The sequence below is a fragment of the Curtobacterium sp. NPDC089689 genome, from assembly GCF_044749145.1.
Classification (GTDB): domain Bacteria; phylum Actinomycetota; class Actinomycetes; order Actinomycetales; family Microbacteriaceae; genus Curtobacterium.
This window is the reverse complement of record NZ_JBIVHJ010000001.1, coordinates 484,768-507,066: the sequence shown is the minus strand read 5'-3', so window position 1 is coordinate 507,066 and position 22,299 is coordinate 484,768. Positions and strand designations below refer to the sequence as shown.

Below are 22,299 nucleotides of genomic sequence, written 5' to 3'. Positions count from 1 at the left end.
CGCAACGAGGCGAGGAGGGCAGGACAGTGGCACCGAGACGGTGGAGCATCGCAACCCGGTTGTTCGCGCTGCAGCTCGTGTTCGTGGTCGTGGGGGTGGTGGTCGGCGGGGCGTGGAGCTGGTCGTCGGCACGGGCCGACCTCGAGACCGACGCCGCGGAGAGGTCCGAGGCCGTCGCGGTCTCGATCGCCCGCAACCCGTTCGTCGTCGAACAGGCCACCACCGCCGACCCGTCCGAGCGACTCGAGCCGTACGCCCTCGACCTCATGCGCCGCACCCACACCGACTTCATCACGATCATGGCGCCCGACCGCACCCGGTGGACCCACCCCGACCGTGCCGAGATCGGGCAGCCGTTCCGGGGCACGATCGCGCCCGCCCTCGCCGGGAACACCTTCACGGAGACGTTCACCGGGACCCTCGGCCCGTCGGTGCGTGCCGTCACGCCGATCACCGACGGAGACGGTCGGGTCATCGGGCTCGTGGCCGCGGGGGTGACCGTCGCCAACATCTCGACGGCGCTGCTGCCGCGGCTGGTGTCCGTCGTGCTGCTGGCGCTCGCCGTCGTCGCGGTGTCGGCTCTGTTCTCGTGGTTGCTCAGCCGGTACCTCGGCCGGGTCACCGCTGGGCGCGGGCCCGAGGAGCTCGCGCGGGTGTTCGCGTCGTACGAGGGCGTCCTGCACTCGGTCCACGAGGGGCTCGTCGTCATCGACCGCTCGGGCGACGTCGTGCTGCACAACGACCGCGCCGCCGAGCTGCTGCACCTGCCGACCCCGGTGGACGGCCAGCGTCCGGTCCCGCTGGCGTCGCTCGACGTGCCCGAGGAGCTGCGGACCCTGCTCGCCTCGGGCGACCGTGCCGTCGACGAGACGTACGCGACCGCCGACCGGGTGCTCGTCGTCAACCAGGAGATGGCGTTCTCCCGCGGGTCCTCCCGCCCGCTCGGGACCGTCGCCACGATCCGGGACCAGACCGAGCTGCTGCACCTGTCAGGCGAGCTCGCGGCGACCCGGACCCTCACCGACGCACTGCGCTCGCAGACGCACGAGTTCGCGAACCGGATGCACGCCGTGGTCGCGCTCCTCGAGCTCGGGCGGGTGGACGAGGCGATCCGGTTCGCGTCCGACGAGCTCGACCGGCACGCGGATGCGCGCGGCGGTGCGGACCTGCGCGCGCCCGGCGGTGCCGCCGCCGAGGTGGGCGCGGACGTGGGCGCGCCCGGCGGTGCCGCCGCCGAGGCGGAGACCCCTGCCGACGTCATCGCGGCGGTGCTCGACGGCAAGCGAGCGCAGGCCCACGAACGCGGGGTGACCCTGACAACCGACATGAGCGGGCTCACGGCACCCGTGGCGGCCGCACCCGGCGACGTCATCACCGTCCTCGGCAACCTCGTCGACAACGCCGTCGACGCGACCGCCGAGCGCCGCGGCACCGTGACCGTCACGGTGACCACCACCGGCGGCCACAGCCGGTTCGTCGTCGAGGACGACGGCCCCGGCATCCCCGACCTCGACGCGGCCTACGGACGCGGATGGTCCACCAAGTCCGCGGGTCCGGAGGGGCGCGGCTTCGGCCTCGACCTGGTCCGGTCCGCCGTGGCGCGCATCGGCGGAGAGGTCACCGTCAGCACGGGGCCCGACGGCAGCAGGTTCGTGGTCGACCTCACACCGGGGCGGGTGCCCGCGTGACCGACACCGTCCGGGTCCTCATCGTCGAGGACGAACCCCTGACCGCCGAGGCGCACGCCGCGTACCTGGCGCGGCTCGACGGCTTCACGGTCGTCGGGTCGGCGGCGACCGGGCGCGCGATGCTGGCCGCCGTCGCCGCCGAGCAGCCGGACCTCGTCCTGCTCGACCTCAACCTGCCCGACGCCCACGGCCTGCAGCTCGTCCGTGCACTCCGCACCGCCGGGTCCGCCGTCGACGTCATCGCCGTGACCGCCGCCCACGACGCCCGCGGGGTGAAGAACGCGATCGCGCTCGGCGTCGTGCAGTACCTCGTCAAGCCCTTCAGCTACCGCACGTTCGCCGAGCGCCTGACCACCTACCGCGAGTTCCGGCGCGGGTTCGAGGACCGACGGTCCCTCACCCAGGCGGACATCGACCAGAGCCTCGGCTCGCTGCGTCCGACCGCGCCGCCGGACCACGAGAAGGGGATCGCCCGGGAGACGCTCGACGCGGTCCGGGCGCACCTGACCCACACGGACCAGGCTGCCTCGGCGTCCGAGGTCGCCGACGCGCTCGGGATCTCGCGGGTGACCGCACGCCGCTACCTGGAGCACCTCATCGGTGCGGGGCAGGCCGGCAAGGACGTCCGGCACAGCGGCCCCGGCCGACCGGAGTACGCGTACCGCTGGCTCCGCTGACGGCCGGCAGGTGACCGGCTGACGCCGGGACCGGCCACGGCCTGGAGGCACGACACGCGTCGGACACGTGTCGTGCCTCCAGGCCGTGGTGGCGGGAGCAACGGTCAGCGCTCGGCCGCGCTCTGCTCCGGACGGGGGATCAGGTCCGGGGCGACCACCCGAGTGCCGGGCCGAGGTGTTCGGCGATGTCGGTCACGATCTGGGCGTAGTCGTCGGCCTCGAAGGAGAACGGCAACGCGAAGGCGACCTCGGTCGCGACCTGGAAGCCGGCGTCCGCGCGCAGACGGTCCGCGATCTCCGCCGACGACCCGACGAGGTCGGCGGCGAACAGCAGCCCTGCCGGACCCTGGGGGACGCCGACGCGTGCGGACCGTGCCTCGGCGTACGCGCGGTAGCGGGCCTCCTGCTCGGGTGTGGCGCTGTCGGTCGGGACGACGACGAGGCCCTGCGACACGCGTGCGGCGGCGGGGTCCGGGTGGGCGTCGAGGTACGCCTCCACCTGGGCGCGCTGGTTCGTGGCGAAGTCGGTGCCGACCTCGCTCCGGGTCACGCTGGAGGTGAGCAGGTGGAAGCCGTTCCGGGCCGCCCAGACCGCGGACCGTGTGCTGCCGGTGCCGTACCAGAGCCGATCGACGAGGCCGGGGCTGTGCGGCTGGACGGTCGTGGCGAACTCCTCGATGCCCCGGCGCTCGGCGTGGTCGACGACCGCGTCGCCACGGACGAGGTCGCGGAAGCGCAGGAGTCGGGCGTCGCCGAAGTCCTCCAGCTCCGCCGTGTCCGGGTGGATCGCGTCGCGGTACAGGTCGTAGTTCATGGGGGTGCCCGACGAGAACCCGGGGTTGAGCCGCCCGCCGAGGAGCACGTCGACGGTGCCGAGGTCCTCGGCGAGCCGGAACGGGTTCTCGGCGCCGATCGGTGTGACGGCCGTGCCGAGGTGGATGCGCGAGGTGCGCTGCGAAGCGGCGGCGAGGAGCGCGACGGGGGAGGAGATGCCGTGCTGCAGGTGGCGGTGCCGCAGCCACGCACTGTCGTAGCCGAGGGACTCCGCGCGCTCGATGACGCGGAGGGTCTCCTCGTGCCCGCGTCGCGGGTGGGCGGGATCGAAGGTGCCGATCGTGAGGAAGCCGAGTCGTGCGAGGGGCTGACCGTCGTGGGGCATGGTTCGATCGTCGCAGACACCGCGCCACTGCACCGGGCGGACGGTGTGGCCCCCGTTCTGGGTAGACAGATCGGTTTGTCCGCCGTTCGGTGGACCGCTAGAGTCGTGACCAGACGAACCGCACCCGACCGGTCCGACCCGAACGCACCGGGGTTCGTCATCGCGATGCCGTCCCGGCCCTCGAGCCACCCTGCTCGGGCCGGGACGCCGCTCGCTCCGTCCCGACCGGACCTGAACGATCGCACGGGTAAGATCGCGGGGTGCCGGACGGCCCACCGCACGGGTGGCGCAGCTCGTCGGCCACGGAAGGATCGTCGCGTGCCGGACCTGCCCATCGCGTTCGAGATCGGGTCGATGGTCGTCGTCGTCGCGATCCTGCTCGCCGACCTCGTGATCGTCTCGCGTCGTTCACACGAACCGACCATGCGGGAGTCCGGACTCTGGGTCGGGTTCTACGTCGGCCTGGCGCTCCTGTTCGCCCTCGCGATGCTGGTGTTCGCCGGCGGGGACGCCTCGGGGCAGTTCCTCGCGGGCTGGCTGACCGAGTACAGCCTGAGCATCGACAACCTGTTCGTCTTCGTCATCATCATGGCGCGGTTCGCGGTGCCGAAGCCGATCCAGCAGGCGGTGCTCATGATGGGCATCATCATCGCGCTCGTGCTGCGCGGCGTCTTCATCCTGCTCGGCGCGCGGCTCATCGAGGACTTCTCCTGGATCTTCTACCTCTTCGGCGCGTGGCTGATCTGGACCGCGATCCAGCAGGTGCGCGAGGACCACGACGGCGAGGAGCAGGAGGACAGCTTCATCGTGCGGCTGCTCCGGCGTCGCGTCCGCGTCACCGACACGTACGACGGGATCCGGCTCCGGACGCACGTCGACGGGCAGCGGCACTTCACGCCGATGCTCGTCGTGCTCGTCGCGATCGGCACCACCGACCTGCTGTTCGCGCTCGACTCGATCCCCGCGATCTTCGGCATCACGGAGAGTGCCTTCATCGTGTTCACCGCGAACGTGTTCGCGCTCATGGGGCTGCGGCAGCTGTACTTCCTGCTCGGTGGGCTGCTCGAGCGTCTCATCTACCTCAAGTACGGGATCGCCCTGATCCTGGCGTTCATCGGCGTGAAGCTCGTGCTGCACGCCCTGCACGAGAACGAGCTGCCCTTCCTGAACGGCGGGCAGCACGTCGAGTGGGCGCCGGAGATCGGGACGTGGACGTCACTCGCGGTGATCATCGTCGCGATCGGCGGTGCGACCCTCGCGAGCCTCGTGCGGATGCGGCACGACGACGCCCGGCGCCGTCCCGTCGAGCGCTGACGCGGCCGCCGGTCCGGTCGGCACGGTCGTTCGCCGGAGCCCGAGCGTCACGACGGCGACGAGGTTGACCGCGCTGCCGACCAGGAATCCGGTGCTGCCCGCGGCGACACCGGTCGCGGGGGCGAGGGCGGCCATGAGCACCACGCCGACGACGAAGCCGCTGACCGACGCGAGCGCCACCTGCCGTGACCGTCCGGCGGCGAGCAGCAGGGCCGCGGGGACGAGCGACATCGTGAACACCCACACGCCGAGCACGAGGTACCGGAGGTCGGCGACCGCGGCCACGCCCTCGTCCGGGTAGAACAGCGGCAGGAACCAGTCCGCGAGCAGCGCCACCAGGCCGAAGACCACGGCTGTCCCGGCGGCGAAGCCCGTGACGAACCGCAGCGTCCCCGGCGTCCGGAGGGACGACGCCTCGCTGCGGTGTGCGAACGCCGGGACGACGACCTGCGCCACCGCCTGACCGACCATCGACGCGGGCGTCGCGAGCGAGAAGGCCGCCGCGTACACCCCGGCGTCGTGCGCCGAGGCAGTCACCTGCGCGCTGATCATGGCGAGCTGCAGCAGCCCGTTCGTGGTGAGGCCGGCGAGCACGTTCCAGGCCGCGAACCCCAGGACCCCGTGGGTCGGTTCGGGTGCGGTCGCGTCGCCGCCCGTGCCCCGTGGCCAGCACGCCACCGCGAACACCGTGTACCCGATGCCGAGCGGCAGGAGCACGAACGGTTCCGCTCGGGTGACGCACGCCAGCACCAGCAGGCCCAGTGTGAGCACGCTCGTCAGGCCGTCCCACACGGCGACCCGTCGGGCTCGGTCGTACCCGAGCTGCGCCCCGCGGGTGTAGGCGTAGAGGCCGTAGCCCACGACGACCGAGACGCCGCCGAGGACCGTCCACGGGCCGTTGCCCCACGCGACGGCAACCGGGACCGTGAGCGCGGCGAGCACCACCGACGAGACGAGCATCGACGCACCGACACGGCGGTTCACCGCGGCGTCGGACCGACCGGCGCGCATCGCGATCGCCAGGGAACGGGCCGCCGTGTTGCCGGCGGCGGACGGCCAGAGCAAGGCCGCGAACACCCCGAGCGACAGGAGCGCCGACGACTGGCCGAGGACCTCGGTGCCGAACACCCGGCCGATCACGACGGTGACGAGCAGCTTCGTCGCGCCCTGGACGCCGATGCCGACGGTGGACAGGAGCGCCGACGACGCGACGCCGGCCCGCGGACCCGCTGCCGCCGTGGTCGGTTCGCTGCTCACGAGTACTGGAGCGTACCGCCCGCTCCCCGTGCGTCAGTGTCGACGACGACTGGACAGCAGCCCGCCGATCACGACGGCCGCAGCCACGCAGAAGATGATGAGCGTCGGGACGTCGAAGCCGTCCAGGTTCATGGTGTGTCCTCCAGGTCGAACCCGACGGTAGGCCGACGATGCTGTGGTTGTCGGGTGCTCCTGGTGTCGAGCCTGAGCACCCACCGAGGGTCGCGGGCCGGCGGTCAGTCGTCCGTGTCGACCGTGTTCGTGACGACGGCACCCGATCCGGCGTCGATCCGGACGCTGTGCTTCGTGCCGTCGCTGCCTCGGACGTCGGCTTCCCAGACGACCGCGCCCCGGTGGTCGTCCAGCCCGAGCTCCGTGACGGTGCCCGGCACGACGTCGACCGTCTTCGCCGCGGCCTGCGTGACGTCGAGGTCGGCGGCGTCCACGAACCGACGGTTCTCGGCGACGTCGTCGGCATCGGTCGCATCGGCCGTCGGGCCGGCCGTGACGCGCGAACCGGCGGCGTCGGTGTGCACCGCGTGCTCGCCGCCGTCGCGGTCGACGACCGTGACCTCCCACGACGAGCCGCCGGCCTCCTGCTCGACCGCGATCACCGTGCCCGAGGCGACCGCGTCGCGAGCGGTCGACACGGCGGCGCGCAGAGCCGACCCGTCAGCGGTCGCCGACCCCGACGGTGCCGACGAGCGCTCGGCGGTCGCCGAGGACCCGGTGCCGGACCCGTCGGAGCTGCTCGACGAACCCGAGCCCGAACCCGAGCCCGAGCCGGTGTCCGAGGAACCGGTGGAACCGGTGGAGCACCCGGCGAGCCCGAGGACGAGCGCGAGGGGGACCGCGGCGACGAGAGCGGTGCGGCGTGCGGTGGCGGGGAAGCGTGTCGTGTCCATGCCGAGAGTGTGTCGAGCGGGTGCTGAAACCACCCTGAAGCGGCCTGGGACCGGCCCGGCGGACCGGCCGACGGGTCCGGCACGACCCGGCACCGCGTCGTCAGTCCGACGCCGGCAACCGGACGGTGAACCGCGCGCCACCGACCGGCGCGTCCGACACGGCCACGCTCCCGCCGTGCGCCCGCACGACGTCGCGCACGATCGCCAGCCCGAGCCCCGATCCACCGGCGTCCCGCGCGCGACCTTCGTCGAGTCGGACGAACCGTTCGAACACCCGCTCGCGCTGGTCGACGGGCACGCCCGCGCCGTCGTCGTCCACGGTCAGCACGGCCTCGGCTGCGCCGGTCCCGGTCCCGGTCCCGGTCCCGAGTCCGAGGACGACGCATGACCGCGCGTGCCGAGCGGCGTTGTCCACGAGGTTCCGCACCACCCGTCCGAGCAGCACCGGGTCGCCGGACGCCCGCGCCGCCCCCACCGCACCCGCGTCGACCGCGACGCCGAGGCCACGGAGCCGTGCTGCCTCGGCGAGCACGACGTCGTCGAGGTCCACGGCCGTGTCCCGTTCCACCCCGCGCTCGTCCACCCGGGTGAGCAGCAGGAGCGAGGTGACGAGGTCCTCCAGACGGGCGCCCTCGTCGAGCACGACGCCGGCGAGCTCGTCGGTGTCCGTCACCTCCGGGTGCGCACGGGCGAGCTCGGCGTGCTGCCGGATCGTCGCGAGCGGGGACCGCAGTTCGTGCGAGGCATCGGCGACGAACCGGCGCTGGACCTCCTGCGAGCGCTCGAGCCGGCCGAGCATGCGGTTCATCGTGGCGGCGAGCCGGTCGACCTCGTCGCCGCTGCCGGGTTCGGCGACCCGGGCGTCGAGGGTGGCTGCCGCGATCGAGTCCACCTCGCGGCGCATCCGGTCGACGGGGCGCAGGGCACGCCCGACCACGACCCAGGTCACCCCGGCCATGAGGAGCACCGCGACGGGCACGGCGACGGCGAGCAGCACTGAGACCTCCGCGGTCGCGGCGTCGGCGTCGGCGAGTGGCGCCCCGACGACGAGGGTCGCCTCTCCGCCGCCCGGCAGGTCGACGTCGTCGGTGCTGAGGAGCCAGGACTCGCCGTCGTGCCGGTACCGCACCCCGTCGGTCGTGGGGAGCGTCGGGCCGTCCGCGTCGTCGCCGTGGGCGAGCACCCGCCCGTCGGCGACGACCTGCACGAGCAGGTCGTCGTCCTGGTCGGCCACGACGGACGGTCCGTCGGCCTCGATCCGGGCGGCGAGGGTGTCGAGGGTCTGTTCCGCGGTCGTCTGCACGCCGCCGACGAGCGAGGACCGGAGCACCCAGACGAACGCCACGGCGCCGACGACCAGGGCGACCGCGATCACCGCCGCGGCACCCGCCGTCGCACGGGCCCTGATGCTCGCAGGACGGCGACGTCGACGAGCGGGAGCAGCCAGCCCGCCGGAGCGCTCAGCCACCGTCGGCGTCGAGGCGGTACCCGGCCCCGCGGACGGTCTCGATCGCGGCCCGTCCGAACGGCCGGTCGACCTTCCGGCGGAGGTGTCCGACGTACACCTCGACGATGTTCGGGTCACCCTCGAACGCCTCGTCCCAGACACCCGCGATGACGTCCGACTTCGAGCGGACCTGCCCCGCGTGCCGCATGAGGTACTCGAGCACGGTGAACTCCCGACTCGTCAGGTCGAGCAGTTGCTCGCCGCGCCAGGCCCGTCGCTCGGCGGGGTCGAGCCGGAGGTCGCCGGCGGACAACACCGTCGGTCGCTCCCGCGAGCCGCGCCGGACCAGTGCGCGCAGCCGGGCGACGAGCACCGGGTAGGAGAACGGCTTCGTCACGTAGTCGTCGGCGCCGCCGTCGAGCGCGTCGACCTGGTCCCACTCGCCGTCCTTCGCGGTGAGCATGAGCACGGGCGTCCAGTTCCCCTCGGCCCGAAGGGTTTCGCAGACCTTCCACCCGCTCATCTCCGGCATCATGAGGTCGAGCAGGATCGCGTCGTAGGGGTGCTCCCGGGCGTACCAGAGGCCGTCGACCCCGTCGTGGGCGACGTCCACCGCGAAGCCCTCGGCCTCGAGCCCTCGGCGGATGCCGTCGGCGAGCCGGACCTCGTCGTCGACCACGAGTACACGCACGCCGTCAGCCTGTCGGAGCCGCCTGAAGCGGCGCTGAAGCGCGCCGGGTCGCGTCGCGACCACGGAACGGACGGGAGGCACGGTGCCAGCTGGCACCGTGCCTCCAGGCCGTCATCCGGGAACGGATCAGGGCAGGTAGTACGTCGGGTTCGGCAGCTTGACGCTCCGGTCGGCGGAGCCGCCGATCAGGTCGCTGTACTGGTCACCGAAGTTCGCCACGATGTCGTAGTGCCCGCCGGACCGGGACTCGATGTGCGCCCGGGTCTGCGACTTGTACTCGATCGTGGTGCACTTCGCGGTCGCGCACGTGATGTACGACGGCTGCTGCGACGTGCCCGTGCCGGTCCACTTCGTGTAGTACGTGCGGTTGCCGTCCTGCTCGGCGGCGAACTGCGGGTAGCCGACCTTCTGGAGGTTCTCGATCGTGGCGGTCTGCTGCGCCTCGTTGCGGCCGGTGAGCCCGATGATCGTGCAGCCCGAGCGCTCGGCGACCGACACGAGCGAGGTCATCGACGGGGTGGCCGGGAAACGCTCGTCCTGCACCCACTCGTCCTGGAGTGCCGGGTCGAACACGAAGTGCATGTCCGCGACCTCCATGTCGTACGTCCACAGCGTGGTGTCGTCGGCGTCGAGGACGATTGCCGGGTTGCGGTGCTGCTTCGACGCGACGAAGCACTGTGCGGCGACGAGCGGCGCCTGCTTCCGCACGATCGACCGCATCTCGCGGATGTACGGGCTGTCGGTCTTGTCCGCGATCCCGGTGCCGGGGTCGCCGTAGTACGTGGCGATCGTCTTCTTGACCGAGTCGATGTTCGGGATGCCCTCGCCGCCCTGCGTCGCACCGGACGAGCCGTCGGCCGCCATCCGGAAGTGCGTGCGCGGGGAGAGCCACGGCTCACGGACGCCGGGCAGGTCCGCGGACGGCAGGTAGTAGGTCGGGTTCGGCAGCTTGACCTGCTCCTGGGCGTAGCCGCCCTGCAGGTCGGACCACTGGTCGCCGAGATTGTCGACGATCGTGTAGCCGAGGTCGCGCTCGATGTGCTTCCGGGTCAGCGCCTTGTACTCGACCGTCGTGCACGCGGCCGCGGCGCACTGCACGTAGGACGGCTGCTGCGAGGCGCCCTTGCCGGTCCACTTCGTGAAGTAGTGGTCGGACGTGAAGCCCCGGTACCCGACCTTCTCGAGGTTGGCGAGCGTCGCGGCCTTCTGGTCGTCGTTCCGCCCGGTGAGCCCGAAGATCGTGAAGCCCATCGCCTTCGCGGCGTTCACGTAGGAGACCATCGCGGGCACGGCCGGGAACCGCTGGTCCTGGACCCAGACGTCCTGCTCGGCCGGGGTGAACACGAAGTGCATGTCCCCGACCTCCATGTCGTACGTCCACAGCGTGGTGTCGTCGGCGTCGAGGACGATCGCGGGCTTCTGGTGGTGCGCGACGGCTCGGCGGTACTCCCCGCGGAGCTCCTTCGTCTGCTTCGCCATGATCGACCGCATCTCGCGGATGTACGGGCTGTCGGTTTTGTCCGCGATCCCGGTGCCGGGGTCGCCGTAGTACGTGGCGATCGTCTTCTTGACGGAGTCGATGTTCGGGATGCCCTCGCCGCCCTGCGTCGCACCGGACGAGCCGTCGGCCGCCATGGTGAACGAGGTACGAGGGGTGAGCTGGCCGTCGTGGTGGCCGGGGTCGTGCGCGGGGTGCGCGCTGGCGGAGAACGAGCCGGTCAGGACGGAACCGGCGACGAGCGCTGCCGTGGTCGTGGTGACGAGCACGGCGCGGCGGATCGGGAAGGGCATCGGTGTCGCTTTCGATCGGAGTGTGGCCCTCGAAGGGGGCACGGTGACGCTAGCTGGGAATCCGCCCAGAAGCCAGAACCAATTTCATCGGCGTACTGTTCACGTGGTGACCGAGTCCGACCTCACCGCCCCGTTCGCCGGGCAGGGCTGGGTGCAGATCGGCGAGCTGCTCCTCGCCTTCGCGCTGGCGTCCCTGATCGGCCTCGAGCGGCAGCTCCGGTCGAAGAGCGCGGGGCTGCGCACCCAAGCGATCGTCGGCACGGCGTCCGCGCTCATGCTGCTCGTGTCGAAGTACGGGTTCGGGGACGTCCTCGTGGCTGGTCACGTCGTGCTCGATCCGTCCCGCATCGCGGCGCAGATCGTGTCCGGGGTCGGGTTCCTCGGAGCCGGCCTGATCCTGACGCGCCGAGGGGCGGTCCGTGGGCTCACCACGGCGGCCTCCGTCTGGGAGACCGCGGCGATCGGCATGGCGGCGGGAGCCGGCCTGTGGTTGCTCGCGCTGGTCGTCACCGCCGTGCACTTCGTCATCGTCTTCGGGTACACCGCCGTGATCCGACGAACGGCCCGCGGGCGCGAGACCGCCACCGTGCTCGACGTCGTCTACGCCAGCGGTCGCGCCGTCCTGCCGCAGGTGCTCGCCCAGGCCACCGGCGCAGGCTGGACCCTCGCGTCACTGAAGCAGCAGGACGGTGGCGGTGAGGGGTGGTCCGGGGTCCGACTCGAGCTCACCGGACCGAGCGGCGACGGCGTGCTCCTCGGGCGCATCGGGGCCGTCGACGGTGTGCACTCGGTGACCGTCATCGGCGACGACGACCTGGAGTGACCGCCGATCGACTGCACGGTTTCCGGCCCGCTCCGGACAAGCCCGCACTTCGTCTGTACGTTGTCGGGAAGGTCGCTGAACGCGACCGATGCAGAGGGAGCAATCATGGCCAACACCACGTCGGGTCGTCCGACCACCGTCACCGTCTCGTTCATCATCTGGCTGATCGTGGTCCTGGCGAACATCATCCAGGGCATCATCGGGCTCGTCTCCGGTGGGAGCGCGGCCGCAGCGCAGGGCGTCGGCACCGGCCCGCTCGTCGGTACGGCGATCTTCGCCTTCATCCTCGCGGTGATCGAGCTGATCATCGTCTTCAAGATGCGCGACGGTCGCAACTGGGCCCGCATCGTGCTGCTCGTCCTCGCGATCCTGCAGCTCATCGGCGTCGGCGTCGGTGCGGCCTCGGGCGGCAACGCCTTCGGCTTCGTCGGCGGTCTCGCGGTGCTCGTCGCCACGATCCTGATGTTCGTCGGTGGCGCGAACGGTTACTTCCGCCGTCGCTGACGCGACGACCCGTCGCCGACGCGACGACCGTCGCTGCGGCGACGAACCGCCTGACTGGAGGCGCGGTGCCGGCTGGCACCGCGCCTCCGGTCCGTCTCGGGGTCGCGACGGGGGCGAGAGGCGCGCCATCCGGCCGTCCATGTGCGCACGCTGCGAACGGCGCAGGCCGCACGGTGCGAGGATGATCCGCGGCCGTCGCCCGGACGACCAGTGACGGAAGAGACGACGGTGACCGAGACCCGCGCTCACACACCCGCGACCGACACCGGCGAGGACGGCGGACACGGCCCAGCGAAGGGCATCGCCGCGCTCGCCCTCGCCGCGCTCGGCGTGGTGTTCGGAGACATCGGCACCAGTCCGCTCTACGCGCTCCGGACCGTCTTCACGATCGACGGCGGGATCGTCAAGGCGAACCAGGAGGACGTCTACGGCGTCATCTCGATGATGTTCTGGAGCGTCACGGTCATCGTGTCGATCAAGTACGTCCTCGTCCTCATGCGCGCGGACAACAACGGCGAGGGCGGCGTCATGGCCCTCGCGGCGCTGGCCCGTCGTCTCTACGCCAAGCGGCGGGGTGGCGCGACGATCTTCCTCGTCATCGGCATCGTCGGGGTCTCCCTGTTCTACGGCGACTCGGTGATCACCCCGGCGGTCTCGGTCCTCTCGGCGGTCGAGGGCCTGCAGACGGCGGCCCCGAGCATCGAGCACCTCATCGTGCCGATCGCGGCCGTCATCCTCATCGTGCTGTTCGCGGTGCAGCGGTTCGGCACCGGCAAGGTGGGCAACCTGTTCGGGCCGGTCATGCTCCTGTGGTTCGTCGTCATCGCGGCGGCCGGCGTGCCGCACATCCTCGCGCACCCCGGTGTGCTGCAGGGGCTCTCGCCGACGTGGGCGATCTCCTTCCTCATCGCGCACCCGTACATCACGTTCGTGGCCATGGGTGCCGTGGTCCTCGTCATCACCGGTGCCGAGGCGCTCTACGCCGACATGGGGCACTTCGGCCGGAAGCCGATCCTCCGCGCCTGGTTCTTCGTCGTGTTCCCCGCGCTCGTCCTCAACTACCTCGGTCAGGCGTCCCTCGTCCTCCGCGACCCGTCCGCCGCGAAGGACCCGTTCTTCCTGCTCTTCCCGAGCGGCCTCCAGCTGCCGGTGGTGATCCTCGCGACCGCCGCCACCGTCATCGCCAGCCAGGCCGTCATCTCCGGGGCGTTCTCCCTCAGCCGGCAGGCCGTGCAACTCGGCCTCCTGCCCCCGCTGACGATCCGCCAGACCTCCCGCGAGGAGGGCGGCCAGATCTACCTGCCTGCCGTGAACCTCCTGCTGTTCATCGGCGTGCTCGCGGTGATGCTGACGTTCCGGTCGTCGGCGAGCCTCGCGACCGCGTACGGCGTGTCCGTCACGGGTGCGCTCGTCGTCGACACGCTCCTGCTGCTCCTCGTCGTGAAGCCGCTCTGGCAGTGGGCGACGTGGAAGCTCGTCCTCGCCGCGGTCGTGTTCGGTGGCCTCGAGCTGACGTTCCTCGCCGGCAACCTCTCGAAGATCGTGCACGGCGGGTGGGTCCCGCTCCTCATCGCGCTCGCCGTGATCACGCTCATGACGACGTGGCGACGGGGACGCCAGCTCGTGCAGGAGGAACGCAAGGAGCGTGAGGGCTCGCTCGCGGACTTCATCGAGAAGATCAACACGAAGGGGATCCCGCGGGTCCAGGGCATCGCGATCTTCCCGCACCCGAACAAGGAGACGACGCCGCTCGCCCTCCGAGCCAACGTCGAGCACAACCACGTGGTGCACCGGACCGTGATCATCGTGTCCGTCATCACCGCGAACGTGCCGCACGTGCCGCACGCGAAGGCGTTCTTCCGTGACGACCTCGGCTACGAGGACGACGGCATCGACCACATCACGATCAAGTTCGGGTTCTCCGACGACCAAGACCTCCCGCGCGCCCTGCACGCCGCGTGCCTGGCCGAGGTGCTGGAGCTCGATCCGGACGAGATGGAGAAGGCGTCGTACTTCATCTCCCGCGGCGCACTGCGGCCGCAGCCGGGGAACCGTGGCATGGTCAGCTGGCGGAAGAAGCTCTTCGTCGGTCTCGCGCACAACGCGGCGGACCCGGCGGCGCGCTTCGGCCTGCCGGCGCAGCGCACCGTGACGATGGGCAGCGACGTCGAGCTCTGACGCCCCGGCCGATCAGTGGGAACGGCCGCTCAGTGCGTGCGGCCGCGCAGCCGCCCGATGCCGAGGACGACCCCGACGACGACCATACCGAGCGCGAGCCCGAACACGGCCGAGATCGCGGTGTCGACGATCCACGTGACGACCGGCCCGGCCGCCTCGATGCCGTGCTCGACGGCGTGCAGCAGGTCGTACGGGCCGTGCCAGAACGTCTCGGCGAGGTTCTGCACGACCAGGTGCCCACCGACCCAGAGCATCGCCACGGTGCCGACGACCCCGATCACCCGGAACACGGTCGGCATCGCGCGGACCACCCGGGCCCCGGCGCGGCGCGTCGACCGGGACGGGTTCTTCATCATCTGCAGGCCGATGTCGTCGATCTTCACCAGGAGCGCGACGGCCCCGTAGACCGCGATCGTCATCACCAGGCCGATGACGATGAGCGCGCCGACGGTCGGCCAGAACCCGAGGTCGGGGTCCAGGCCCGCGAGGGCGATGAGCATGATCTCGGTGCTGAGGATGAGGTCCGTCCGGATCGCACCGAACACGAGCTTCGGCTCGGTGGTCGGGGCCTCGGCGTCGGCCGCGTGGTGGGTGCCGAACCACTCGGTGACCTTCTCGGCCCCCTCGAAGCACAGGTAGGTCCCGCCGATGAGGAGCAGCCACGGCAGCACCCACGGCGCGAACGCGGACAGCAGGAGCGCGAGCGGGATGATGATGACGAACTTGTTGAACAGGCTGCCGAGCGCGATCCGCCCGACGACGGGCAGTTCGCGCGCGGGCGCGATGCCCTGCACGTACTGCGGGGTGACGGCAGCGTCGTCGATGACCACACCGGCGGTCTTCGCGCTCGCCTTGAGTGCGGCGGACAGGATGTCGTCGACGACCGCGAGCAACCCCACTGACATGCTGATCTCCTCGTGCTGGACCAGCCGGTTGCTGTCCGACCGCTCAGCCTAGCGGCCGGTGCTGGCGCAGAACCGCCTGGAGGCGCGGTGCCGGCTGGCACCGCGCCTCCAGGCGGTCGGGTGGTCGCGTCAGCGGCCGGTACCTGGTCGCGTCAGCGGCCCTCGTTGATGAGTCCGAGCCAGCGGCCGAAGCGCTGTTCCGGCGCGTCGTGGAGCGACGGGACGGGGCGGCAGCGCTTCTCGTCGCGGTCGGTCGGCTGGGGGTCGGTCTGGATCATGGCTCGCTCCTCGTGAGATCGGTGTTCATGTGTACGCCGGAGCGGCTGGGTCCATTCCCGGGTCGGCCGGACCGGTCACTCGACGTGGTCGGACGGTTCCTCGGCCTCGACGCCGGTCTCGGCGGCACGGTCGCGGAGATGGTCGGCCATGGCGCCGGCACCCTCGTGTCCGTGGTCGTGCTCGACCTGCTCGACGAGGCCGTGCAGCTTCTCCTCGTTCGTCGCTTCCTCGGCACCGTCCATGACCGGGTGGTGCTGTTCTCCGGGTTCTCCGTGGTGTTCGCTCATGCGCGGGACCGTACGCCTCCCGACCCTGATGCCGGGGTACAAGCCGCTCCGTATGCTCGCGACATGGCTGACTTCACCGCTGACCAGGCCGCTGTCGTCCGGATCACGCGCTCCGAGGAGGGGCGGTGGGACCTCGCCGTCGTGAGCGACAGCGGCGTCGTGATGGGCCACGGTGTGTACCTCTTCGACGCCGCGCACGACGACGAGGAGGACGAGGTCGCCGCCGCACGCGAGTTCGTCGGCCAGTACGGCTTCGACTTCAGCGCGGACAGCGTGCAGGAGGAAGCTCCCGACGTCTTCTGGGCGCCGCTCGTCGCCGCGGGCTGACGCGGGCGCCAGGCGCCGGGCTCCGCTCCGGTCTCGGCGTCAGTCGAGGCAGAACTCGTTGCCCTCGACGTCCTGCATCACGATGCACGACTCGTTGATGCCGTCCGCCGTCATGCGCCGGACCTGGGTCGCGCCGAGTGCCACCAGTCGCGTGCTCTCGGCGTCGAGGGCGGCGAGACGCTCCTCCCCGACGAGGCCCGTCCCGACCCGGACGTCGAGGTGGACCCGGTTCTTCACGACCTTGTCCTCCGGGACGCGCTGGAAGAACAGGCGTGGCCCGACGCCGTCCGGGTCCTGGCAGGCGAACGCCGAACCCTGGTGCTCCGTCGGCAGCGATGCGTCGAACGCCGCCCAGTCCGCGAAGCCCGGCGGCGGTGGCGGCACCACGTAGCCGAGGACCGCGCACCAGAACCGTGCGACGCGCTCCGGCTCGGCGCAGTCGAACGTCACCTGGACCTGCCGGACGGCGCTCACCGCTCCTGCTCCTGCTCGTGCCCCGGCAGCGCCTAGGCCTCGTAGCCGATCAGCCAGGTCACGCCGAACGCGTCGCGCACCTGACCGTCCCAGTCGCCCCACGGCCGCCGCTGCAGCGGATCGAGGACGGTGCCGTCGACCGACAGCGCCTCGAACCAACGGGTCAGCGTTGCGGGGTCGGACGCACCGAGCAGCGAGAAGAGCAGTCCGGTCGCCGCGAACGCGGTCTCGCCCTCGGCCGCATCGGCCGCGAACAGCTCCAGGTCGCCCGCCAGTTGCCCGTGCGCGACCGCGTCGGAGGGGCCGTCCGTGCGACGGAAGTCCGCGTAGGTCGCGATCCGCACCTCACCGCCGAACACCTCCGACCAGCGCCGCAGGGCCGCCCGGGCGGTACCGGGGAACTGGAAGTACGGCGACGCACCCTTGGCTCGCATGCAGGGAGGGTACTGCGTTCGACGTCCGGCGTCGAGGACCGCCGATCCGGTTCGCTCTCCTCGGGATCCGTGTACCGGATCGGCCACGCGTCAGGACAGCGGACGCCCGAGGTCGGTGCGCAGCAGGCCGAGGGCCCGATCGACGACGTCCTCGGGCGCTGCGTCGCCACCGTGGAGCGCCCACCACGTCAGGGCGGCGCTCGCGGCGGCGGTGACGGCGTTCGCCCGGACCGTCGTCGCGAGGTCGTCGGCCGGGGTGCCGGACCGGTCGGCGACGAAGGCCACGATCGTGTCGGTGAGCGCCGCGACCGTCGGGGCTCCGAGCTGGTCGAGCGACGGGTTCTCCCGGATGACGCGCAGCCGGTGCCGGGTGACCTCGACCACGCTCGGCGGGAACGCCGCCCCGGCGCGGTACGCGGCATGGAGTGCCACCCAGGCGTCCTCGTCGGCGGGACGGTCGGCGAGGGCACGGGTGAACCGGTCCGCGAACTCGTCGAGGCCGCCCCACACGAGGGCCGCCTTGGTCGGGAACAGACGGAACAGCGAGCGGCGACTCACCTCGGCCGCGCTCGCGACGTCGTCCATCGACACCGCATCGAACCCGCGGTCGTCGAACAACCGCAGCGCCACCAGGGACACCCGGTCGGGATCGATCGTGCGTGGACGCCCGGTGGGGCGCTCTCCCGTGGAGCTCATGGACACCTTTCGGCACTGAGTGCTACAACTGCATCGGCGCACCGTGCGCCTCTCGACGAGGAGACACCATGACCGACACCACCGCCGGACGATTCGCCGGCAGGACCATCATCGTGACCGGCGCCGGATCCGGCATCGGACGCGCCACGGCGACGCGGATCGCCCACGAGGGCGGCCGGGTCGTCGCGACCGACGTGGTCGCGGAGCGGCTCGACGCCCTGCGGGCCGGACTGAGCGGGACGGAGGTGGAGGCGGTCGTCGGCGACGTGGCCGCTGCCGAGACGATCGACCTGCTCCTCGCAGCTGCGGGCGACCGGGTCGACGGGCTCGCGAACGTGGCCGGCATCATGGACGGGTTCCTGCCGCCGGACGAGGTGGACGACGCCACGTGGGACCGGGTCTTCAGCGTCAACGTCACGGGGCCCATGCGGCTCACCCGAGCCGTCCTGCCCCGGATGATCGCCGCCGGTCACGGCGCCGTCGTGAACGTCGCCTCGGAGGCGGCGCTCCGCGGGTCGACGGCAGGGGCGGCGTACACCGCCTCGAAGCACGCCATCGCGGGCTTCACCAAGAGCGTCGCGTTCTTCCACGGCCCGCAGGGCGTCCGCGCGAACGCCGTCGCGCCCGGCGCGGTCGCGACGAACATCGAGGCACCGATGCGGAGCGAGTACGCGGCCGGACGGGTGGGGCCGCTCATGCAGGTCGCGGTCCCGCCCGTGGCGCAGGCCGATCAGCTCGCCGCGGCCATCACCTGGCTGCTGAGCGACGACTCCGCCAACGTGAACGGCGTGGTGCTGCCGAGCGACGGCGGCTGGTCCGTCGTCTGACGCGACCCCTGACGGCTCAGGCGGTCGCGAGAGCGGCCATCTCCGCGACCACCGCGCGCAACCGGTCGCCGAGCTCGACGGTGCTCGACACGGTTTCGCGGTGCGCGACCTCGGAGAGCGCGGACATCACCAGGGTCACGACCGTCCGAGCCGTCTGCTCGTCCGTGCGCGTGGTGACCACCGCGAGCATCGCCTGCCGTGACTCGGCCATCCACCGCATCACCATCGGCGTCATCTCGGGTCGGTGGACGAGCAGTTCCTTGGTGCGGCTACGGTCCGACGGCAGCGGTACGCTCCGGGCGACGAGGGTGCAGACGTCGTCCACGAGCCGCCCGCTGCCGTCGCGGAACGCCTCGGCGACGCGGTCGGGCGTGACGACGGTGTCGAGCCCGAGGGCGGCGTGCGCCTTCGACGTGAAGTAGTTGAAGAACGTCCGCGGGGAGACGTCGGCGTCCGCGCAGATCTGCTCGACGGTCACCCCGTCGAGTCCGTGCGCGATGACGCGGTCGAGCGCCGCCCCGTGGATCGCCTGTCGGGTCTGCTGCTTCTTGCGCTCGCGGAGGGTGCAGGGCTCGGGGTCGACGGCGGTGTCGCGTTCGAGCGCCGGGGTGGTCACGAGGGCCTCCTGGGGTGGTCGTGGCGGGGGAGTGGAGGGTGAGGTGTCCGTCCGCGCGGGGGGAGCGGACGGACACCCCGGTCGGTCACCGACGGGTGGGGGTGGACCCCGTCGTCGGTGCGGACTGGACCGGCACGGAGCCCGTCATCGGTCCGGTGAAGGAACCCGCGGCGGCCGCTGCCGTGCCCGCCTCGGTCTCGAGCTGCGCCTCGGCGGACAGGTCGTGCTGCTCCTGCAGGGCCGAGCGCTGGCGCAGCGGCGGGACCCGGAAGAACCAGGTGAGCACGAACGCGAGCAGGATCACGCCGAGTCCGACCCAGTAGATCGTCACGGACGAGGCGTTGAAGCCCGCCATGAACGGCCGGGTGAGGCGGCTGTCGGCGCCGGTCAGGAACGAGGTGTCGTTCGCACTCGAGGCGTTCTCGCTCGAGCCGGAGCCGTCGTCGATCTGCTTCGCGAGCGTCGGGGTGAGCTGATCGACCCAGTACGAGCGCTCGGAGGCGTCCGCCCAGTCGACGGAGACCGTGCCGTCCTGGACGCTGGCGTGCGCCTCGTCCGCGACGGCGGCGAGGGCCTGCTGTTCGGCCGCGGGGGTGGCGGCGGCGACCTGCTGGTCGATCACCTGCTGGGCGGCGGCCTCGGGGACCGCACCGGCGGCGACCTGCTGCTGGACCGCTGCGCTGACCTGCTCCGTGACCGCAGTCCGAGCAGCGGTCTTCGCCTGTGCGGCGGCGTCGTCGAGCTTCGACTGCACGCCGTCCTCGAGCGGGGTCACGATCGGCGTCCAGATCTTGTCCATCACGCCGCGGTTCTCGCTCGCGGTGGCCACGGTCGGGTTCGTCGCGGCACCGAGTGCGGCGGACAGGTCCTTCTCGTTCGCGGTCGCGTGCAGGATGTTCGCCGGCATCACGGAGAACAGCACGGAGAGCAGCACGGCCGTGCCGAGCGTGCCACCGATCTGGCGGAAGAACGTCGCCGACGAGGTCGCGACACCCATGTCCCGCGCCTCGACCGAGCCCTGCGACGCGAGGGTCAGCGACTGCATGACCGAGCCGAGGCCGAGCCCGATGAGGAACATGCCGATCATGAGGAACCAGAGCGGCTTGTCGATCGTCATGAACGTGAGGACGACGTATCCGGTCGACACCAGGAACGTGCCGATGACCGGGAAGATCCGGTAGCGGCCGACCCGGGCGACGATCTGGCCGGACGTGATCGACGCGATCATCAGGCCGCCCACGAGGGGCAGGGTCGCGAAGCCGGACTCGGTCGGGGTGAGGCCGACGACGATCTGCAGGTACAGCGGGATGGTCAGCATCGCGCCGAACATCGCGAACCCGACGAGGAACCCGATGACCGTGGCCATCGAGAACGTGCCGGAGCGGAAGAGCTTCAGCGGGATGATCGCCGCGTCGCCCATCTTCGACTCGATGACGAGCAGGGCGACCAGGCCGACGGCACCGATCACGTAGCAGGCGATCGCGGCCGGCGAACCCCAGCCCCACGTGCGGCCCTGCTCGGCGACGAGCAGCAGCGGCACGAGCGTGACGATCACGGCGGTCGCACCCCACCAGTCGACGACGGGCTTGTCGCCGGCGCGGTGCACCTTCGGCAGGTGCAGGAAGACGATCACCATGATGAGCGCCGCGATGCCGATCGGCACGTTGATGAGGAGCACCCAGCGCCAGCCGGTGATCCACAGGATCTCCGAGGAACCGGCGAGCAGACCGCCGATGAGCGGGCCGATCACCGACGAGATGCCGAACACCGCGAGGAAGTAGCCCTGGTACTTGGCGCGCTCGCGCGGGGCGAGGATGTCACCCATGATCGCGAGCGGCAGCGACATGAGCGCACCGGCACCGATGCCCTGCACGGCGCGGAAGCCGGCGAGCATGATCATCGAGGTCGCCATCGACGACAGCACGGCGCCGAGGATGAACACGACGATGCCGAAGATGTAGAGCGGCCGGCGGCCGAAGATGTCGGAGAGCTTGCCGTAGATCGGTGTCGCGATCGTCGACGTGATGAGGTACGCGGTCGTGACCCAGGCCTGCTGGTCGAGGCCGTGCAGGTCGTCACCGATCGTGCGGATCGCGGTCCCGAAGACGGTCTGGCCGAGGGACGACAGGAACATGCCCGCCATCAGGCCGTAGATGACGAGGAGGATCTGGCGGTGGGTCATCAGCGGCTGCTGACCGGCCCCACCTGCGGCCGCGGGGGCCTGCACCGAGACGGGTGCGGTGGCTGTCATCGAGCTCCTTGGATCAAGCTGCGCGAACCGGAGTTTCGCGCTGTGAAAGTTTGCAGACCGCGCAACGATACATCCGTTGCGTTCTGAAAGCAACTAAATCCGGCCGGTACGCTGACCCCGTGAACGAGGACCGGACCGCCGCCGAGCGACTCCTCCGATCGCAGCTCGACCGGCTGTGGGTGCGGCAGACCATCCGCGCCTCGCTCATCGAGTCGCGCGGGGGACTCGACCCGACCGCTCGCGTGATCCTCCGCGCCGTCGAGCACTTCGGCGCCGTACGGTCCACGGCGATCGCGGACGCCACCGGTCTCTCGCGTCCGGTCATCAGCCGACGGGTCGCCTCGCTCGTGGACGCAGGTTTCCTCAGCACTGCTCCCGATCCGGCGGACGGCCGTGCGGCCCTCCTCTCCCTCGCGCCGCTCGGTGTCGAGGTCCTCGACCAGTTGGACCTCGCCGGCGCCGAGGTCTTCGACGACCTCACGGGCGTCTTCGCCGCCGACGAGCTCCGGCAGCTCGCGGCGCTCCTCGAGCGGCTCAACGACCGGGCCGACGTCCTGTTCGGGGTGGGCGCGGCCGCGCGCGACGCGACTTCCTGACCGCGCGTCGCGTCAGCGCCGGGTCACCAAGGGCCGGCCTGGAGGCGCGGGGGGGGGCCCCCCCCCGCCCCCCCCCCCGCCCCCCGGCCCCCCCCCCGCCCCCCCCCCCGCCCCCCCCCGCCCCCCCCCCCCCCCAGCCCCCCCGCCCCCCCCCCCGCCCCCACCCACGCCCC

Annotated in this window: 23 protein-coding genes; 9 read left to right on the top strand and 14 right to left on the bottom strand. The window is 71.6% G+C overall.

What is annotated here, in order from left to right:
- The first annotated feature begins 26 nt into the window (after window positions 1–26).
- Entirely contained in the window at window positions 27–1,688 is a 1,662-nt protein-coding gene (locus tag ACIPYW_RS02365; RefSeq protein ID WP_400410410.1) for an ATP-binding protein, read from the top strand.
- A complete protein-coding gene (locus ACIPYW_RS02360; protein WP_400410408.1) occupies window positions 1,685–2,365 on the top strand; it encodes a response regulator in 681 nt (226 codons plus the stop codon). The genes ACIPYW_RS02365 and ACIPYW_RS02360 overlap by 4 nt, the downstream gene beginning before the upstream one ends.
- A 139-nt stretch (window positions 2,366–2,504) precedes the next feature.
- On the opposite strand, the gene ACIPYW_RS02355 is transcribed toward ACIPYW_RS02360, so the two are convergent.
- The gene (locus ACIPYW_RS02355; RefSeq protein WP_400410407.1) at window positions 2,505–3,524 is read right to left on the bottom strand and encodes an LLM class flavin-dependent oxidoreductase; all 1,020 of its coding nucleotides are present in this window, start codon (window positions 3,522–3,524) and stop codon (window positions 2,505–2,507) included.
- 354 nt (window positions 3,525–3,878) lie between these two features.
- On the opposite strand from ACIPYW_RS02355, the gene ACIPYW_RS02350 reads away from it, so the two are divergent.
- Window positions 3,879–4,838 carry a TerC/Alx family metal homeostasis membrane protein gene (locus ACIPYW_RS02350; protein ID WP_400412494.1) on the top strand — a complete coding sequence of 320 codons (960 nt, stop codon included), beginning with the start codon at window positions 3,879–3,881 and terminating at the stop codon, window positions 4,836–4,838.
- Here the strand turns inward: ACIPYW_RS02350 and ACIPYW_RS02345 are convergent.
- The 5 genes from ACIPYW_RS02345 to ACIPYW_RS02325 form a co-directional block, all read right to left on the bottom strand.
- Window positions 4,740–6,095, bottom strand: coding sequence for a lipopolysaccharide biosynthesis protein (locus tag ACIPYW_RS02345; protein ID WP_400410405.1), 1,356 nt, complete (start codon window positions 6,093–6,095; stop codon window positions 4,740–4,742). The genes ACIPYW_RS02350 and ACIPYW_RS02345 overlap by 99 nt on opposite strands.
- Window positions 6,096–6,331: 236 nt before the next feature.
- Window positions 6,332–7,000, bottom strand: a complete 669-nt coding sequence (locus ACIPYW_RS02340; protein WP_400410403.1) for a PepSY domain-containing protein — start codon at window positions 6,998–7,000, stop codon at window positions 6,332–6,334.
- Between the two features lie 100 nt (window positions 7,001–7,100).
- Entirely contained in the window at window positions 7,101–8,468 is a 1,368-nt protein-coding gene (locus tag ACIPYW_RS02335) for a sensor histidine kinase (protein ID WP_400410401.1), read from the bottom strand.
- Window positions 8,461–9,138 (bottom strand): response regulator transcription factor, encoded by a 678-nt coding sequence (locus tag ACIPYW_RS02330; protein WP_400410399.1) that lies wholly within the window; start codon window positions 9,136–9,138, stop codon window positions 8,461–8,463. Before ACIPYW_RS02330 ends, ACIPYW_RS02335 begins: the two co-directional genes overlap by 8 nt.
- Window positions 9,139–9,264: 126 nt before the next feature.
- A complete protein-coding gene (locus ACIPYW_RS02325) occupies window positions 9,265–10,929 on the bottom strand; it encodes an HAD family acid phosphatase (RefSeq protein ID WP_400410397.1) in 1,665 nt (554 codons plus the stop codon).
- Between the two features lie 106 nt (window positions 10,930–11,035).
- On the opposite strand from ACIPYW_RS02325, the gene ACIPYW_RS02320 reads away from it, so the two are divergent.
- From ACIPYW_RS02320 to ACIPYW_RS02310, 3 genes are all read left to right on the top strand, one after another.
- Complete coding sequence (locus ACIPYW_RS02320; protein WP_400410396.1) at window positions 11,036–11,752, top strand: MgtC/SapB family protein; 717 nt, start codon at window positions 11,036–11,038, stop codon at window positions 11,750–11,752.
- Window positions 11,753–11,857: 105 nt separating this feature from the next.
- The gene (locus ACIPYW_RS02315; RefSeq protein ID WP_400410394.1) at window positions 11,858–12,256 is read left to right on the top strand and encodes a hypothetical protein; all 399 of its coding nucleotides are present in this window, start codon (window positions 11,858–11,860) and stop codon (window positions 12,254–12,256) included.
- A gap of 228 nt (window positions 12,257–12,484) precedes the next feature.
- Window positions 12,485–14,434 (top strand): potassium transporter Kup, encoded by a 1,950-nt coding sequence (locus ACIPYW_RS02310; protein WP_400410392.1) that lies wholly within the window; start codon window positions 12,485–12,487, stop codon window positions 14,432–14,434.
- Between the two features lie 29 nt (window positions 14,435–14,463).
- On the opposite strand, the gene ACIPYW_RS02305 is transcribed toward ACIPYW_RS02310, so the two are convergent.
- The 3 genes from ACIPYW_RS02305 to ACIPYW_RS02295 all read right to left on the bottom strand — a co-directional run bounded on the left by ACIPYW_RS02305 (window position 14,464) and on the right by ACIPYW_RS02295 (window position 15,905).
- A complete protein-coding gene (locus tag ACIPYW_RS02305) occupies window positions 14,464–15,339 on the bottom strand; it encodes a DUF808 domain-containing protein (protein WP_400410390.1) in 876 nt (291 codons plus the stop codon).
- A gap of 152 nt (window positions 15,340–15,491) precedes the next feature.
- Window positions 15,492–15,617, bottom strand: a complete 126-nt coding sequence (locus ACIPYW_RS02300) for a hypothetical protein (protein ID WP_290132685.1) — start codon at window positions 15,615–15,617, stop codon at window positions 15,492–15,494.
- Window positions 15,618–15,692: 75 nt separating this feature from the next.
- On the bottom strand, window positions 15,693–15,905 hold the full coding sequence (locus ACIPYW_RS02295) for a hypothetical protein (protein WP_400410388.1): 213 nt from the start codon (window positions 15,903–15,905) through the stop codon (window positions 15,693–15,695).
- Between the two features lie 63 nt (window positions 15,906–15,968).
- Here ACIPYW_RS02295 and ACIPYW_RS02290 point away from each other — a divergent pair, with 63 nt between their 5' ends.
- Window positions 15,969–16,232: a hypothetical protein gene (locus ACIPYW_RS02290; protein WP_400410386.1), complete on the top strand. Its 264-nt coding sequence runs from the start codon at window positions 15,969–15,971 to the stop codon at window positions 16,230–16,232.
- A 39-nt stretch (window positions 16,233–16,271) separates the two neighbouring features.
- Here the strand turns inward: ACIPYW_RS02290 and ACIPYW_RS02285 are convergent, their stop codons facing one another.
- The 3 genes from ACIPYW_RS02285 to ACIPYW_RS02275 all read right to left on the bottom strand — a co-directional run bounded on the left by ACIPYW_RS02285 (window position 16,272) and on the right by ACIPYW_RS02275 (window position 17,836).
- A complete protein-coding gene (locus ACIPYW_RS02285; RefSeq protein ID WP_400410384.1) occupies window positions 16,272–16,706 on the bottom strand; it encodes a VOC family protein in 435 nt (144 codons plus the stop codon).
- A 32-nt stretch (window positions 16,707–16,738) separates the two neighbouring features.
- A complete protein-coding gene (locus tag ACIPYW_RS02280) occupies window positions 16,739–17,140 on the bottom strand; it encodes a VOC family protein (protein ID WP_400410382.1) in 402 nt (133 codons plus the stop codon).
- Between the two features lie 90 nt (window positions 17,141–17,230).
- Window positions 17,231–17,836 (bottom strand): TetR family transcriptional regulator, encoded by a 606-nt coding sequence (locus ACIPYW_RS02275; protein WP_400410380.1) that lies wholly within the window; start codon window positions 17,834–17,836, stop codon window positions 17,231–17,233.
- Window positions 17,837–17,904: 68 nt separating this feature from the next.
- On the opposite strand from ACIPYW_RS02275, the gene ACIPYW_RS02270 reads away from it, so the two are divergent.
- Entirely contained in the window at window positions 17,905–18,663 is a 759-nt protein-coding gene (locus ACIPYW_RS02270) for an SDR family NAD(P)-dependent oxidoreductase (RefSeq protein ID WP_400410378.1), read from the top strand.
- Between the two features lie 16 nt (window positions 18,664–18,679).
- Here the strand turns inward: ACIPYW_RS02270 and ACIPYW_RS02265 are convergent, their stop codons facing one another.
- Window positions 18,680–19,279, bottom strand: coding sequence for a TetR family transcriptional regulator (locus ACIPYW_RS02265; protein WP_400410376.1), 600 nt, complete (start codon window positions 19,277–19,279; stop codon window positions 18,680–18,682).
- Window positions 19,280–19,364: 85 nt separating this feature from the next.
- On the bottom strand, window positions 19,365–21,530 hold the full coding sequence (locus ACIPYW_RS02260) for an MDR family MFS transporter (protein ID WP_400410375.1): 2,166 nt from the start codon (window positions 21,528–21,530) through the stop codon (window positions 19,365–19,367).
- A 119-nt stretch (window positions 21,531–21,649) separates the two neighbouring features.
- Between ACIPYW_RS02260 and ACIPYW_RS02255 the strand changes: the two genes are divergently transcribed.
- On the top strand, window positions 21,650–22,126 hold the full coding sequence (locus ACIPYW_RS02255; protein WP_290132676.1) for a MarR family winged helix-turn-helix transcriptional regulator: 477 nt from the start codon (window positions 21,650–21,652) through the stop codon (window positions 22,124–22,126).
- Window positions 22,127–22,299 lie beyond the last annotated feature (173 nt).